This is a genomic window from Dyella sp. (assembly GCF_035503745.1).
GTDB lineage: Bacteria > Pseudomonadota > Gammaproteobacteria > Xanthomonadales > Rhodanobacteraceae > Dyella_B.
In genome coordinates, this window is record NZ_DATJTC010000035.1 from 62,748 (window position 1) to 78,017 (window position 15,270).

At 65.4% G+C, this 15,270-nt stretch carries 16 protein-coding genes; 10 read left to right on the forward strand and 6 right to left on the reverse strand.

What is annotated here, in order from left to right; genetic code table 11:
* The first annotated feature begins 74 nt into the window (after positions 1-74).
* Positions 75-1,862: a DUF885 domain-containing protein gene (locus tag VME63_RS13665; RefSeq protein WP_325433909.1), complete on the forward strand. Its 1,788-nt coding sequence runs from the start codon at positions 75-77 to the stop codon at positions 1,860-1,862.
* 154 nt (positions 1,863-2,016) lie between these two features.
* Here VME63_RS13665 and trhA read toward each other — a convergent pair whose 3' ends face one another.
* Positions 2,017-2,685: a PAQR family membrane homeostasis protein TrhA gene (gene trhA / locus VME63_RS13670; protein ID WP_325433910.1), complete on the reverse strand. Its 669-nt coding sequence runs from the start codon at positions 2,683-2,685 to the stop codon at positions 2,017-2,019.
* 410 nt (positions 2,686-3,095) lie between these two features.
* Here trhA and VME63_RS13675 point away from each other — a divergent pair, with 410 nt between their 5' ends.
* Positions 3,096-3,758 carry an energy transducer TonB gene (locus tag VME63_RS13675; RefSeq protein WP_325433911.1) on the forward strand — a complete coding sequence of 221 codons (663 nt, stop codon included), beginning with the start codon at positions 3,096-3,098 and terminating at the stop codon, positions 3,756-3,758.
* Positions 3,759-3,833: 75 nt separating this feature from the next.
* Here the strand turns inward: VME63_RS13675 and VME63_RS13680 are convergent, their stop codons facing one another.
* Positions 3,834-4,121 (reverse strand): hypothetical protein, encoded by a 288-nt coding sequence (locus VME63_RS13680; RefSeq protein WP_325433912.1) that lies wholly within the window; start codon positions 4,119-4,121, stop codon positions 3,834-3,836.
* Between the two features lie 366 nt (positions 4,122-4,487).
* On the opposite strand from VME63_RS13680, the gene VME63_RS13685 reads away from it, so the two are divergent.
* From VME63_RS13685 to cls, 3 genes are all read left to right on the forward strand, one after another.
* Entirely contained in the window at positions 4,488-5,066 is a 579-nt protein-coding gene (locus VME63_RS13685) for a cysteine dioxygenase family protein (protein WP_325433913.1), read from the forward strand.
* A gap of 44 nt (positions 5,067-5,110) precedes the next feature.
* Positions 5,111-6,478, forward strand: a complete 1,368-nt coding sequence (locus VME63_RS13690) for an FAD/NAD(P)-binding protein (protein WP_325433914.1) — start codon at positions 5,111-5,113, stop codon at positions 6,476-6,478.
* A 76-nt stretch (positions 6,479-6,554) separates the two neighbouring features.
* Positions 6,555-7,955 carry a cardiolipin synthase gene (gene cls / locus VME63_RS13695; protein WP_325433915.1) on the forward strand — a complete coding sequence of 467 codons (1,401 nt, stop codon included), beginning with the start codon at positions 6,555-6,557 and terminating at the stop codon, positions 7,953-7,955.
* On the opposite strand, the gene VME63_RS13700 is transcribed toward cls, so the two are convergent.
* Positions 7,952-8,335, reverse strand: coding sequence for a hypothetical protein (locus tag VME63_RS13700; RefSeq protein WP_325433916.1), 384 nt, complete (start codon positions 8,333-8,335; stop codon positions 7,952-7,954). The genes cls and VME63_RS13700 overlap by 4 nt on opposite strands.
* 89 nt (positions 8,336-8,424) lie before the next feature.
* On the opposite strand from VME63_RS13700, the gene pncA reads away from it, so the two are divergent.
* Complete coding sequence (gene pncA, locus VME63_RS13705) at positions 8,425-9,063, forward strand: bifunctional nicotinamidase/pyrazinamidase (protein ID WP_325433917.1); 639 nt, start codon at positions 8,425-8,427, stop codon at positions 9,061-9,063.
* 11 nt (positions 9,064-9,074) lie between these two features.
* Here the strand turns inward: pncA and VME63_RS13710 are convergent, their stop codons facing one another.
* Positions 9,075-9,266, reverse strand: coding sequence for a CPXCG motif-containing cysteine-rich protein (locus VME63_RS13710; RefSeq protein ID WP_325433918.1), 192 nt, complete (start codon positions 9,264-9,266; stop codon positions 9,075-9,077).
* Positions 9,267-9,397: 131 nt separating this feature from the next.
* Positions 9,398-10,117 carry an HAD family hydrolase gene (locus VME63_RS13715; protein WP_325433919.1) on the reverse strand — a complete coding sequence of 240 codons (720 nt, stop codon included), beginning with the start codon at positions 10,115-10,117 and terminating at the stop codon, positions 9,398-9,400.
* A gap of 119 nt (positions 10,118-10,236) precedes the next feature.
* Between VME63_RS13715 and VME63_RS13720 the strand changes: the two genes are divergently transcribed.
* On the forward strand, positions 10,237-11,145 hold the full coding sequence (locus tag VME63_RS13720) for an ion channel (RefSeq protein ID WP_325433920.1): 909 nt from the start codon (positions 10,237-10,239) through the stop codon (positions 11,143-11,145).
* Here the strand turns inward: VME63_RS13720 and VME63_RS13725 are convergent.
* On the reverse strand, positions 11,142-11,516 hold the full coding sequence (locus VME63_RS13725; protein ID WP_325433921.1) for a YciI family protein: 375 nt from the start codon (positions 11,514-11,516) through the stop codon (positions 11,142-11,144). The genes VME63_RS13720 and VME63_RS13725 overlap by 4 nt on opposite strands.
* Before the next feature lie 167 nt (positions 11,517-11,683).
* Between VME63_RS13725 and VME63_RS13730 the strand changes: the two genes are divergently transcribed.
* The 3 genes from VME63_RS13730 to VME63_RS13740 all read left to right on the forward strand — a co-directional run bounded on the left by VME63_RS13730 (position 11,684) and on the right by VME63_RS13740 (position 14,948).
* Complete coding sequence (locus tag VME63_RS13730) at positions 11,684-13,891, forward strand: alpha-N-acetylglucosaminidase (protein ID WP_325433922.1); 2,208 nt, start codon at positions 11,684-11,686, stop codon at positions 13,889-13,891.
* 95 nt (positions 13,892-13,986) lie between these two features.
* Positions 13,987-14,610, forward strand: coding sequence for a hypothetical protein (locus VME63_RS13735; protein ID WP_325433923.1), 624 nt, complete (start codon positions 13,987-13,989; stop codon positions 14,608-14,610).
* A 185-nt stretch (positions 14,611-14,795) separates the two neighbouring features.
* Positions 14,796-14,948 (forward strand): hypothetical protein, encoded by a 153-nt coding sequence (locus VME63_RS13740; protein ID WP_325433924.1) that lies wholly within the window; start codon positions 14,796-14,798, stop codon positions 14,946-14,948.
* Positions 14,949-15,270: the final 322 nt, after the last annotated feature.

Below are 15,270 nucleotides of genomic sequence, written 5' to 3' on the forward strand. Positions count from 1 at the left end.
CCAACCTTGGATACATGACGCGTGGCCCGTGCCGCGCTTACGCTCGGCCTACTTCACTCCTGGGGATGTCCGACATGATCAAGCGCCTCGCCCTCGCCGTGGCGGTTGCACTGGTTGCCACCGGATCGGCTTACGCACAGACGCAAACACCAAAGGCACCCGCGTGGGTGGCGCGCAGCAATGCCGACGCGCAAGTGCTGCTTGCCGAGCAGGCACGCTTCAGCCCGGAATTTGCCACGCAAGTGGGCCTTGCCGGCTACGACGACAAAGTCGCCGACTTGAAGCCGGACCTGGACGCGCGCATGCGCGCCGCGCTGGTCGATACCAAGTCCAAACTGCAAGGCATGCTGGCAACGGAAAAAGACACCAACGTGCGACAGGATTTGCAGATCATGCTGCAGACCGTGGACCTGCAGATCGAGGGCATCGATCTCAATCACAAATACATGCTGCCCTACCAAGACGTCGCGCAGCTGATCTTCAGCGGCGAGTTCTACCTGCTGAAGGATGACGTCGATCCCAAGCGTCGCGCGCTCGCCGTCAAACGCCTGCAGTGCTACGTGGGCCAGGCGCCGGGCTGCACCCCGATCGTCACGCTCGCCGAAGCGCAAACCACCGCGCGCCTCGGTGAAAAGAACCTGCTCGGCCCCTACAAGCTCGACGTGGAACAGCGGCTTTCCAATACGCAACGCTACGCGCAGGGCATCCGCCAGTTGTTCGCCAAGTACAAGCTCGACGATGCGCAGGGCAAGGCCGCGCTCGATGCGATGGACAGCCAGCTGAAGGACTATGACGCCTGGACGCGCAGCACCATCGTGCCGCGCGAACGCAGCGATTTCCGCCTGCCCGAACCTTTGTACGCCTATAGCCTCAAGCAGGTCGGCATCGACATTGCGCCCGAGCAGCTGATCAAACAGGCGGAACTGGAATTCGTGGAACTGCGCTCGACCATGCAGATGATGGCACCGACCGTGGCCAAGGCCGAAGGCATCAAGGCCACCGATTATCGCGACGTGCTCAAGGCGCTCAAGCAACAGCAGCTGGGCAAGGACGACGTGCTGCCGTGGTATCACCATGTGATCGACCAGATCCAGGACATCATCCGCCGCGAGCACATCATCACCCTGCCCGAGCGCCAGATGCAGATGCGCGTGGCCTCCGACGCCGAAGCTGCCGCCACGCCGGCGCCGCACATGGATCCGCCGCCGCTGATCGGCAACCACGGCGAACGCGGCACCTTCGTACTGACCATGGGCAATCCGTCGGCAAGCAAGGACGCCTCCGATGCCTACGACGACTTCACCTTCAAGGCTGCCGCCTGGACACTCACCGCGCACGAAGGACGCCCCGGCCACGAGCTGCAATTTGCGGCGATGGTGGAACGCGGCGTGTCGATCGCGCGCAGCCTGTTCGCTTTCAACAGCGTCAACGTGGAGGGCTGGGCGTTGTATTCGGAAGCGGAGATGCTGCCCTACGAGCCGCCGGCCGGACAATTTGCCGCGCTGCAGGCGCGCCTGATGCGTGCGGCGCGCGCTTTCCTCGACCCGATGCTGAACCTGGGGATGATCAGCAAGGAACGCGCACACGATGTATTGCGCTACGACGTGGGCCTTTCCGAAGCCCTTACGCGCGAGGAGCTGGACCGCTACACCTTCAACAGCCCCGGCCAGGCCACCGCGTATTTCTACGGCTACATGCGACTGCAACAGCTGCGGCTGGAAACCGAACTTGCGCTGGGCAAGGATTTCAATCGCCAGGCCTTCAACGATTTCGTGATCAACCAGGGCCTGCTGCCGCCCGCGCAATTGGCCGAGGCGGTGCGTACGCAATTTGTGCCGGCGCAGCTGCAGAAGAAGCAATAACGCTCAGTCTCCTCCATGCATGCCCTCATCGCGGCGAACACCGGGATGAGGGCAGGTGCGGGTGCAGGTTGTCGCCAGACGCAAGCGTGGATGCTTCAAGTGAAGATACATGCGCCGCGATGGCCATGAACCCCGTCGCGGCGCCGGGCCGGTTTTACCCCCGCACCGCCGGCACCACATAAAAAAACACCGCCAGAAACTGCAGCACGCTCCCTGCCAGCACAAAGAAATGCCACACCGAATGGTGATACGGCAGCCGGCGCCACAGGTAAAACGGTACGCCCAGCGTGTACGCCGCGCCGCCGGCAAGCAGCAGCACCATGCCGCCGGTCTGCAGGTGCGTCAGCAGCGGCCGGAACGCGACGATTCCCACCCATCCCATCGCCACGTACAGCAACACCGCCAGGCGCCGGTAACGCTTGAGCAGCCCCACCTCCAGCGCACTGCCGAGCAAGGCCAGGCTCCACACGATGCCGAACAGGCTCCAGCCCCAGGTGCCGCGCAGGGCGATCAGCGTAAACGGCGTGTAGGTGCCGGCGATCAATAGAAAGATCGCGATGTGGTCGAGCGTGCGCAAGATGCGCCGCGCCGGCTCCGTGCGTACCGAGTGATACAGCGTCGAGGCGGTGTAGAGCAGGATCAGCGATATGCCGTACACCGCGCTCGCCAGCACGTCGCTCGCGGTGCCGCCGATTGCCGCGCGCACGGTCAGCAACACCAGGCCCATGACGCTGAGCACGATGCCGATGCCATGAATGACGCAACTGGCCAGCTCGTCGCTGACACCGTAACGCGGTAACGCCATTCCCTCTGCTGCAGACATCCAGCGACTCCCGGCAACATGACACGATGGTGAAACCCAGGTCGACACGTTAACCGTTTGGCCTGCCGTTGCCTAATAGCCAGACGGCATCAGGTCTCCATGATGAAAGCGGCGAGGCGTTCATCAGGCCGTGCCTGCCGGTTCGTGAATACCGCCCTCACGGGGTATGCACGCCAGCCCAAGCCGCTGGATGGCACCATGCGCGACACGGACATCGCCTCCCCGATGCCCGTATATCCTGCAACCCCGCCCCCGATGCGGGGTTTTTTTTGGCCGGCCGTCTGGACGGCTATTGCGTCGATCCAAGCCGCGGGCATAGGCTGGAGCCGCGCCTGCCACGATCCCTCTGTGTCCCCACACAGCGTGGCTCCCGGCGCATCACCATCCACATCGTCGTCAGGAGGTCGCTTATGTCGTCCGCAAGCCTGGCTGTCGTTCGTCGTGCGCACCCGGATATGGTGCGCGTTACCGCATTGAGCGCGGCCATCGCCCTCAACCTTGCTGCCTTGTTGTTCGCCCTGCGGCCGCTGGCGCCGCAGCTCGCCCACGTGTTTGAAACGTCCGCGCCCACCCCCATTCACATCATCGAACCCCCGCCCAAGCCGCTGCCGGTTCCGGACATCGTGCTCAAGCCGCTGCCCAAACCCGTACACATGCCGCCCATGCCCGTGCCGGTGCACGCCCAGCCGCAGGTCACGCCGCCGGCGGTGAGTGCGCCGACCGACGAGCCTTCTCATAACGCCATCCCGGTGGCACCCACGCCACCGGCCGTGGCGCCGCCATCCACTGCGCCGGGTATCGTATCGCTGGCCTATCGCGCATCGCCGCTGCACTTTCCGGCCCAGGCGTTACGCATGCGCATGCAGGGCACCGTGATGTTGAAAGTGCTGGTGGACGAGAACGGCAAGCCCATCGACGTGGTGGTCGAACGCAGCAGCGGCTATGCATTGCTGGACAAGAGTGCGCGCGAACAGGTACTGGCCAGCTGGTCATTCCAGCCAGCAGTCATCGATGGCCATGCGGTGAAGGCGTGGGCGCGCGTTCCGGTAAGTTTTGCGTTACAGCAACTTTGACGCAGCAAACTTGACGCCCACGGAAGCGGGGCCCGGCCAGCCCGGGTCCCGCTCCACGGCGGCCGGCGAGGCATGTCAGCGCGGCGTAGGCGCCGCGGCCGCGGGTTTGCGCCCCGCATGCACGATCGCCCAGATCAGCCCGAACAGCAGCAGCGCCGGCAGGCACACAGGCAGCAGCGACAGCGCCACGATCGGCAATACCAGCAGCATCACCAGGCCGCCGATGAACAACCCGATGGCACCGGCGAGCAGGCCGAAAATCCCACCGACCAGGCCGAACACGAGCTTGAAGACCAGGCCGATCACCGACCCGACGATCCACAACCCGCCCACGATTACCGCAATCAGCATCAGCTCGATCATGTCCGTTCTCCGTTATCGGCCATACGGTCAGATGCGTCCCGAACCCGGAAGGTTTAAGGACTCCCAGCCAGCATAGGCCGATGCCACGGCAAGTCCATGCCGCAGAAGTCATGTCTTGATGATCGCCCTCTTAGGGCTTGTTTACCCCATGGGCGTGGTCCGCGCCGGGCGCTGTTTGCTCGCCAACCAAGCAAGAGCGAAGGCGTATATGTCCGTACACGACTGCGCGATGACGCCGGACGGCGGGCAAACAGACCCGGCGCGGCGCGGGCTACGCCCATAGTGTGAACAGGCCCTAATTGTCTTACGTTGGTTTAACGACGGGCATGCTCCACTGCCGGCATCCACGGTCTGCATACGGGCTCCATGCGTACTTACCGACAAAGCCTCAAGGCACTTCGCGATGTCGCGCTTGCGCAGACATTCGAAAAAAATCCCGATCTCGCCTCGCTGTCGCGCGAGCTGGGCGGCATTGTCCATCGCAATGCGCAAACGCTTGCCGACGGCCTGTCGGACCTGCGCCGCGGCCGTCGCGGATTCGAACGCTGGCTGGTAGCGCGCCGCGGCCGCCCGGGCGTAAGCCTGCTGGTGATGGCATGGCCGCCGGGCTACACCACCCCCTCGCACGACCATGCCGGCTTGTGGGGGATCGAGTTGAGCCTGTACGGCGCGCTGGAAGTGGAATCGTGGACGCGCCCGACGACCGCCCATCCGTGGCAATTGCGCAAGCGCGCTTGGCTGGGCCCGGGCGATGCGACCTGGTTCGACGCCGACATGCCCTACATGCATCGCTGTCGCAATCTATCGCGGCAAGAAACTGCGCTGACGCTGCACGTGTACGGCGGCGACCTGGACGATTACGCCGCCTACGCGCCAGTCTCCTCCGAGCCGTTCTGGCAGGCGCAGCGGCAGCGGGCGAGGATTGCCGGTCCGCTTCGCGTTTGATGTGATATCAGCCACCCAGCCTCACCCACGCTCCAAGGACTGACATGTTTCGACGGGTTGCCATAGTCGGCGCCGGCGCCGCGGGAGCTACGCTGCTCAGCGAACTGCTGGAGCGTCCCGCTGCGCAACCGCTGCATCTGGACTGGTATACCGCCGGCGCCACGCCAGGCCGCGGCGTGGCCTACAGCACGCGTTCGAATCTGCACCTGCTGAATGTGCGCGCGGCATCGATGGGCATGTTCGCCAACCGCACCACCGGTTTTCTGCAATACATGCAGCAGCGCGATCCCAGCGTATCGGGTACCGATTTCCTGCCGCGCAGCTGGTATGGCGATTACCTGGAAGCGGAAACCGCCAGCGCGCTGCGCCGTGCGAAAGAACGCGGCCACGACGTGCGCGTGGTGCCTTACGAAGTGGAAGCCATCGTGCCGGAAAACGATGGCGTGACCTTGTTCCACGGCGAGTCCACCACGCACGTGGAAGCGGCCGTGCTGGCGCTCGGCGCGCTGAACCCGCGCCCGCTGCCGATGGTGGACGAGGCCGCGCTCGCCAGTGGCCGCTACGTGACGATGCCCTGGCCGTTGCTGGCCGACACCAAGCCGGACATCCAGCCGCACCACGTGTTGCTGGTGGGCCTTGGCTTGACCGCCGTGGACGTGCTGCTGGAGCTGGCCCAGAAATGGCCCAACGCACGCTTCACGGCTATTTCGCGGCACGGCGGACTGCCCGAAGCGCATCGGTCCAGCGCCTCTTCGCCGTATGAAGATTGCGACGAACTGGTCGAGACGATGCGCGATGCACCGGACGTCCGCACCTGGATGCACCTGCTGCGCGATGCGGTGACGAACGCCGACGACTGGCGCAGCGTGATCGACTGCCTGCGTCCGCACACGCCTTCGCTGTGGCAGGCGCTGCCGCGCGCCGAACGCGCGCGCTTTCTGCGCCACGTGCGCTGGCTGTGGGAACGCGCAAGGCATCGCATGGCACCGCAGGTGGCGCGCTCGATCGAGGCACTGGAACAATCCGGACGCCTGCGACGACTGCGCGGCCACGTCCATGGCGTCACCCTCGCCGGCAACGGCGTGCGGATGCAATGGTTGCCTCATGGCGCAACGGCGGAACAAACGCTCGATGCCGACCTCGCGGTGCAGAGCACGGGCCTGGAAACCGACGTGCGCCGCACGCACCACGTACTACTGCAGCAACTGATGACCAACGGCCACGTCCGCTCCGACCCCTTCGGCCTGGGGCTGGAGTCCACCCCGGATGGACGGCTGCTGCACGAGGGCCAGGCATGGCCCCGTTTCTTCGCCATCGGCAGCCTGTTGCGCGGCACCTTGTGGGAATCGACCGCCATGCCGGAAATCCGCCAGCAGGCGCGGCAGCTCGCCGACCGCATCCTGGGCGGCTAGGGCCTGTTTACCCCAGGCCCCTACCCCGCACCCAGCTCGTGCAAACGAGCAGGCGCATGCGAGAATCGCCCGCACCATGAGCCTGCCGCAGATCCTCGCCCTGCTAGCAATGCTGCTGCATGTCGCCGGCATTTTTGCCGCGATGCATGCGGTGATGAACACGCGCACGCCGCAAGGCGCGTTCGCCTGGGCGCTGGGCCTGGTATTGCTGCCCTACGTGACGCTGGTGCCTTATCTGTATCTGGGTCGCCGCCGTTTCCAGGGTTACGTGACGCTGCATCGTGTGCATCGCCAGCGTCTTGCGCACGCGGCGCCGCGCGGCGAGCAAGCGGGCGTGCCCGAACAGTGCACGCAATACGCCGCGCTGACCCGCATGCTTGGCAACCATTTTCATGCCGGCCAGCAGTTGCGCCTGCTGATCGACGGCGAGATGACGTTCGCGGCGATATTCCAGGCCATCGCGCAGGCTGAACGCTGCGTGCTGGTGCAGTTTTTCATCTTCCACGACGATGGCCTGGGCCGCCGCATGCAACAGGCGCTGCTCGAACGCGCGGCGGCCGGGGTGCAGGTGTACGTGTTGTTCGACGGCATCGGCAGCCATGCGCTGCCCCGGCATTACGTGGAAACCTTGCGCCGCGGCGGCGTGGCGATTCATCCGTTTGCCACCGAGCGGCGCAGCAATCGCTTCCAGCTCAATTTTCGCAATCACCGCAAGATCGTGGTGGTCGATGGCTGGGTGGGCTTTCTCGGCGGCCTGAACGTGGGCGACGAATACCTCGGCCTGAAACCGCCGCTGGCGCCATGGCGCGACACGCATCTGCAGCTGTCCGGCCCGGCGGTGGCGGATCTGCAGCGCAGCTTCGCGGTCGATTGGCACTGGGTTACCGGCGAACTGCCGCCGATGCTGCCGCCGCGCACCGCGCAAGGCAGCGCCGATACGTTGATCGCCGCGACCGGCCCGGCCGATCCGCAGGAAACCTGCTCGCTGTTCTTCACCGTGGCGATCAACGCGGCGCGCCGGCGCCTATGGTTGACCACGCCGTACTTCGTGCCCGACCAGGCCGTGCAATCGGCGCTGCGCCTGGCGGTGATGCGCGGCGTGGATGTACGCGTGCTGCTGCCCTCGCGCCCGGATCACCGCACGGTGTTCCTTGCATCCACGCTGCACGCGCACGATGCGATCGCAGCGGGGGTCCACGTGTATCGCTATCGGCCGGGTTTCGTGCACCAGAAAGTGATACTGATCGACGACGACGCGGCCAGCATCGGCAGCATGAACCTGGACAACCGCTCGTTTCGCTTGAATTTCGAAATCGGCGCATTGAGCGTGGACCGCGATTTCGCGCGGGACGTGGAGCGCATGCTGATCGCCGATTTTGCCCAGGCGGTGGAAATCACCCGCGACGAATACCGCAAGGCGCCTTATCTGCGCCGGCTGGCCATGCACGTGGCGCGCTTGTTCGATCCGATTCTCTAATCGCCGCGCAGCACGCCGCGCCAGTCGCCGCCGCGCACGATCCACGCGAGCGTCGCGCCGACGAAGGCACCGGTCATTTCCCAGAACACGCGCAGGCCGATATTGTCCGGATCGTGCACCTGGGCCAGCTTGGCCTTGAGCAACTGGATCGACTGCAACTGGCCGTAATTGAAATAAAACAGATCCCACACATCGCCGCTGGCGGTGAGCAACAGCGACAGCAGAAACGCGATGCTGAGCTTGCGCAGCGGACTCCAGCCCTGCTTGCGGCCGATCGCATCCACGATCAGGTACAACACGAACGCCACCGCGGCGCTGATGCCGCCGGCCTCCAGGGCACCGATCAGGCCATATCCCATCCACGATTGGTCGTAATGCATAAGTGGGGCGCTTTCCTCGGAGCGATCGCTTGCATTATGCCGCGCCTTGGGAGTGGAATCTTGCGCCAACACACTCCCGGGCTCGCCTCATGCACCACCATGCCGCACTGATCCTTATCGATGTCCAGCCGGACTTCATGCCCGGCGGCGCGCTCGCCTGCCACGAGGGCGACGCCATCGTGCCGGGCATCGACGCGCTGCTGCGCCGGCGCCTGTTCCGCCAGACTGTGGCGACGCAGGACTGGCACCCCCGCGGCCACGTCTCGTTCGCCAGCATGCACGCGAGCGCGCGGCCGTTCCAGGACATCCCGCTTTACGGCTACCCGCAGACGCTATGGCCCGACCACTGCGTGCAGGACACACCCGGCGCCGCGTTGCATCCAGGCATCGACTGGTCGCCGCTGGACCTGATCCTGCGCAAAGGCAGCGATCCGCAGGTGGATTCCTACAGCGGCTTTCGCGAAAACCACGGTCCCGACGGCGCGCGCCCCAGCACCGGCCTGGGCGGCTGGCTGCGCGAACGGGGCGTCAGCGAGGTTTACCTGGCAGGGCTGGCGCGCGACGTGTGCGTGCTGTGGACGGCGCAGGATGCGCTCGCCCTTGGCTTTCGCACGCATGTCCTGTGGGATCTGACCCGCCCGGTGACGCCCGCCACGGACGATGCGACGCGCGCCACGCTCACCGCGCAGGGCATCGGCATCGTCGAATCGGCCGCCGGGCTGGTCTAGGCCTGTTTACCCTAGGCGTCGTTCTGGCCGGCGGCGGTGACATGCGCGTGGCCGTCCTCGCCGATGCGCACGTGGATATCGATCGGCGCACAGCACACCTGGCAGTCTTCGACATAGCTTTGCTCGCTGCCGGCGCTTGCATCGATCAGGATCTGGATGTGTTCGCCGCAATAAGGGCACTGGATGGTGTGCGGATCGAGCATGGCCTCAGTATACGCCGCATGGCGCCCTTGCCCCTTGGCGTGCGGGTAAAGCGCTGCCCAGTGCCATGTGCGCAGGCAGAAGGAAAAACTCGCGCTGCCCTCTGCGCGGGGAAGCGAAAAAAAGCACCCGCTCACCCCGCCGCGCGCGCCGAAAGCGCCGCAATCGCCGCGGGAATATCCGCAGGCGCCTGCACCGTGAGCATGCGCGGCGCATCCGCCTCGCCCAGGCCATTCTCCAGCTCGTGTTCCCAGGTTACGTGATAGGGCATGTGCACGCCCCAGCCGCCCAGGCGGATCACCGGCTCGATGTCCGAACGCAGCGAATTGCCCACCATCGCGAACTGCGCGGGCTCCAATGCGAATTCGGCCAGTACCCGGCGATAGGTCGCCGCGTCTTTCTCCGACACGATCTCGATGCGTCCAAATAGCGCCGACAGCCCCGATTGCAGCACCTTTTTCTCCTGGTGGAACAGGTCGCCCTTGGTGATCAGCACCACCGCGTGCCGCTCGGCCACCGCCGCAACCGCCTCGCGAACGCCGGGCAGCAGTTCCACCGGATGCTGCAGCACGTGCTTGCCGATCTCGACCAGACGGTGGATGTCCGCGCCGGTCATGCGCCCCTCGGTGATCGCGATGGCCGTTTCCACCATCGACAGCGTCATGCCCTTGGCGCCGTAGCCGAACAGCTTCAAGTTGCGCCGCTCGGTGGCCAGCATGCTCGCCTGCACGCTGGCGTCGCCCACGTCCACGTAGTGGCCGACCAGGGAGAGAAACTGCGCGCTGGCCTGACGGTAATAATCCTCGCTACGCCAAAGCGTGTCGTCGCCGTCGAAACCGATGAGCTTGAGCATAAGCGGCCTGCCTGACCGAACAGACCGGCAAGTTTAGCCCCAAGACTGTGCGGCCGCAGCGAGGAAGCGCGCCGCACGGGCGCTACAATCGCGCCCAGGACCCCCAGGAGCCGCCACGCATGTCCAGGAAGCCCGTCAAGCCATGGCGAAAGCCGCGCATGGTGCATATCGGAGGACGCCAGTTCGTCTCCGAGGGCATCCATGAGCCGTTCTGGGACGACTTCTACCACCGCGCGCTCACCATGACCTGGCCGGCCTTCTTCAGTCTTGCCGTCAGCGTGTTTCTGCTATTCAACGCCCTCTTCGCGATGCTCTACCAGATCGATCCGAACGGCATCGCCAACCTCTATCCGCACGGCCTGGCGGGGGCGTTCTTCTTCAGCGTGGAAACGCTCGCCACCGTCGGCTACGGCGACATGCATCCGCAGTCGGTGTACACGCACATCGTGGCCACGGTGGAAATCATCGTGGGCATGGGCAATATCGCCGTGTTCACCGGCCTGATCTTTGCGCGCTTCTCGCGCCCGCGCGCCAAGATCATCTTCGGCAAGCATCCGGTGGTGCGCACCATCGACGGCAAGCAGACACTGATGATGCGCGCGGCCAATACGCGCATGAACCTGATCGCGCAGGCCTCCGCGCAACTGCACATCGTGCGCATGTACCGCTCGCCGGAAGGCTTCCAGATCCGCCGCATCGAGGACATGAAGCTGGTGCGCAGCGAGCATCCCATCTTCATGCTGAGCTGGAACGTGATGCACACCATCGACGAGGACAGCCCCCTCTTCAACGCCACGCCCGAAAGCCTGGAAGCGAGCGAGGGCGCGCTGCTGCTGACCATCGAAGGCATCGACGAGACCACCTCGCAGTCCATGATGGCCCGCCACCAGTGGGCCATGAAGGACGTGCGCTGGAACCACCGCTACGTCGATCTGGTGCACCGCGACGAGCACGGCGTCAACGTGATCGACTACACCGTTTTCGACGAAGTGCTGCCGCTGGAAGAGGAGCCCGGCGAAACGCCCTAGGCGCCGACGCGTTCGCGTTCGGCATCGATGTCATGCACCGGCCGCACTTCGATGCAGCCGGTCGCTGCCCATGGAAACGATCGGGCAATGCGCACCGCCTCGTCCATGTCGGCCGCCTCGATCAGGTTGAAACCGCCCAGGTATTCGCGCGTTTCGGCGAACGGGCCATCGATCACCGTGGTACGGCTGCCGCGCACGCGGATCGTCTTGGTGCGCGCGGGCGGTTCCAGTTGCATGGAATCGAGCAGATGGCCTTCGGCGCGCAGTTCATCGGCATGTTTGAAGCAGCCGTTCATCATCGTGTCGAACTGGCCGGGCGGCAGTGCGTCCAGCAGCGTGTCGTCGTTGTAGATCATGACCAGGAATTTCATGATGTTCTCGCTCGGGCGGGTGGACATTGCGCTAGCCCTTGCAGCGTAGGACAGCAACGGGCGCCAGGCCACTGCCCAAGGTCATGGCGCACCGTAGGCGCGGGGCAATCGTGCGATGATCGGGCACGGGGCCACGGCAAGTCCCGCGTTTTGGCGGAGATGAAAGCATGCGCAAGCACTTCCTCGGTTTCTGCCTGGCAAGCCTCGCCGCATGGCTGCCCACGGCAGGCGCGCAAGCAGCCCAGGCCCCAGCCTTCGATATCCGCCCCGAGCAAGGCGTGCTGCAGCGTCTGATGCCGCAGCAGGCCGCGCAGTTCGAACTGGCCGCGATCGCGCCACAAGGCGGCCACGAGCGCTTTCGCATCGCCAGCGACCACGGCCGCATCAAGGTCGAAGGCAGCACGCCCAGCGCATTGCTGTTTGGCGTGAACTGGTACCTCAAATACGTGGCGCACGTGCAGATCTCGCCCAACGGCGATCGCCTGGGCAACGCGCCGTTTCCTTTGCCCTCCAGCACCATCGAGAAAGAAACCCCCTACGCCTGGCGCTATGCGCTGAACGAAAACGTCGATGGCTACACCAGCGCCTACTGGGATTGGCCGCGCTGGCAGCGCGAGATCGATGTACTGGCACTGTCGGGCATCAACGCGATGCTCATCGAGCGCGGCACCGATACCGTGCTCTACCAAACCTTCCGCGACGCCGGTTACACCGATGGCGAGATCCGCGCATGGATCACCCAGCCGGCGCACCAGAACTGGCAGTTGATGGGCAACATGTGCTGCTTCAACGGACCGGTGAGCACGGCACTGATGCAAAAGCGCGCGGCCTCGGCGCGGCGGATCGTGGCGCGCCTGCGCGAACTGGGCATCGTGCCGGTGCTGCCCGGGTTCTTCGGCATCGTGCCGGCCGATTTCCAAGACAAATTTCCGCACGCGCATGTCGTGCCGCAGGGTGAATGGGCCGGCTTCACGCGGCCGGGCTGGCTCGACCCGCGCGATCCGATGTTCGCCAGGCTCGCTGCGTCGTTCTATCGCCACCAGCGCGAACTGTTCGGCGACAGCAGCGTCTACGACATGGAAGTGTTCCAGGAAGGCGGCAACTCGGGCGACGTGCCCGTGCCCGAAGCGGCCCGCGACGTGCAAAAGGCCCTGCTCGCCGCGCATCCGGGCGCGCGCTGGATGATGCTCGCCTGGCAGGGCAATCCGCGCCAGGACCTGCTCGCGGGCGTGGATCGGCAGCACCTGTTGATCATCGACATCGACCACGACCGGGTGCCGCGCGACAACCGCCAGAAGGATTTCCAGGACGCGCCGTTCCTGTTCGGCGGCATCTGGGAATTCGGCGGGCGCACCACGTTGGGCGCCAACACCGTCAACATCACCGACCGCCTGCAACGGCTTGGCCGCGACAATCGCAATATGGTCGGCACGGCGGTGTTCACCGAGGGCATGGACACCAATCCCTTTGCCTACGACCTGTTTACCGAGATGGCCTGGCGCGACCGGCCCGTCGATCGGCGGCAATGGACCGCCGACTATGTGCTGCGCCGCTATGGCGCGGCCGATCCGCATGCATTGGCCGCATGGAATGTGCTGCTGGACACCGCCTACGACATCCGTATCGACAGTGTGATATTCAACAGCGAACGCGACGCCGCGCAGGAATCGCTGTTCGATGCGCAGCCCAGCCTTACCGTCAACCGCGCCTCTCACTGGTCGCCCGAGGCGATGCGCTACAGCGCGCAGGCATTCCAGCAGGCGCTGCCGCAGATGCTGCAGGTGGCGCCCGCGCTGCGCCATAGCGACACCTATCAATACGACCTGGTGGACATCGCGCGCCAGACGCTCGCCAACCGAAGCCGCGCGCTGCTGCCGCAGATCAAGGCCGCCTGCGACGGCAAGGATCGCCCGCGTTTCGAGGCGCTGACCCAACGCTGGCTGCAGCTGATGGATCTTCAGGACGAGCTGCTCGCCACCAACAAGTTCTTTCTCGTCGGCACCTGGCTGTCGTACGTGCAGCCGTGGGCATCGACGCCCGCGGAACGCACGCGCCTGGACTATGACGCGCGCTCGCTGCTCACCACCTGGGGCGATCGCAAGGCCAGCGAAGGCGCCAGCCTGCACGACTACGGCAACAAGGACTGGGCCGGGCTCACCCGCGACTACTACCGCGTGCGCTGGCAGATGTATTTCCATGCGCTGGACCAGGCCCTGCGCAGCGGCACGCCGCCGGCACCGATCGACTGGTTCGCGCTGGGCGATGCCTGGAACCACGGCACGCAGCACTATGCCGACCGGCCCGTGGGCGATGCCTATGCCGTCGCCAGCCGCGTTGCGCAAGCGCTGCAGCTGAGCGTGCCGCCGACGCCCTGAAGTTTTCGCCCGGCCCGCCGATAGCCTCCCTGAGCCCGCCGCCGCGCCCCATGCGCGGCCCGCGTGGCGGATAAAAGCCATCGACGGAGACCTGCATGATCAGCACCCGGCCCAATATCCCCTACCTCAAGGCGGCGTGGGCCGCGCATGCCAGCATCAGCGCGGCCAATTGCCGCCAGACCTACGAAGAAGCGGGCATCACCTTCGAGCGCGTCAACCATTCGTGGATCGTGCGCAAGGGCCCCACGCAGGTGTCCACCATGCCGCTGCGCTATACCCGGCAGGACTTGCGCATGGGCTTCCTGGGCCGCATCGAAATGGAAGCGCGCAAGGCCGCCAGCGAGATGGAAGCGGTGCTGTTCCACGATCTGCTGCTGCCCGAGGACCACGCCATGATCGTGGAGGTGGAGCAATCCATGCGCCAGCTGCGCCGCCGCGGCAGCCGCGCCCTGACCATCCTGGTCGGCCCCACCGTACTGACCCATGCACCCGGCCAGTTCTATGCGGAGATCCACGCGCTCCTGGATGCCCCGCGCGCCTTCGTGTATGCACACCGGACCAACGAGAACGGCTGCGCGCCCACCGACCTGCTCGTGGACGTATCCAAGCGCGAGCGCCATCCCCGCGCGCCCACTTACGCCGAACTTGCGCGCCGCCTTGCCGAGACCTTGAACGCAGCGATCCAGGCTTCCACCGAAACGGCCGCGCTAACCGCCTGACGCGGCCACCCACTGTCCGCTGTCCGTGCCCGCGCGGACAGTGGATTTGTCCGCGGACAAGCGCCGCGTGCGCATCACTTGCGAAAAATCGCGCGGGAATGCGGGTTTTCAGCCATGCAGCGGTTGGCACGGGCCTTGCCATGTAGTCATCGAACGCTTCATTTCGATCTACAAGGAGAACCGCCATGAAACTCGAAGCCCTGCTACTGAAAGCCCTCTTTTCCGCCTGCCTGCTGGTCTGCGTGCTGACCTTGGGTGGCATCTTGACGGCCAAGGCGCCGCTGCCCACGGTGGCCGCATCGCAGCCGGCCGTGGCCACGGCCCATTCGGCCGGCTAAGCCGCCGGAACGAAAGCCGGGCCATTGGCCGCTGCCTCCCCGGCACGTCCATGCCTGGGGGTCCGCGCCCGTAAAAAAGAACGGGCCGCGATTTCAAAACCAGGCGCCTCACACGTCCAAGCCGAGGGACCGGAACTATTTCCGGCCCCATCCAGCCCAGACAGGTGATCCGTGCCCGCCAGCCGCCAAGAAATCGAACGACTGCTCAGCCGCCTCGACGACGCCATGCCACGCCTGCTCAGCGAAAATCAGGGCATCGAATTCTGGGTGGAGTTTCTGCAACGCGCCGATACCATCAAAGAGCAGGTGCCGCTGGACCATT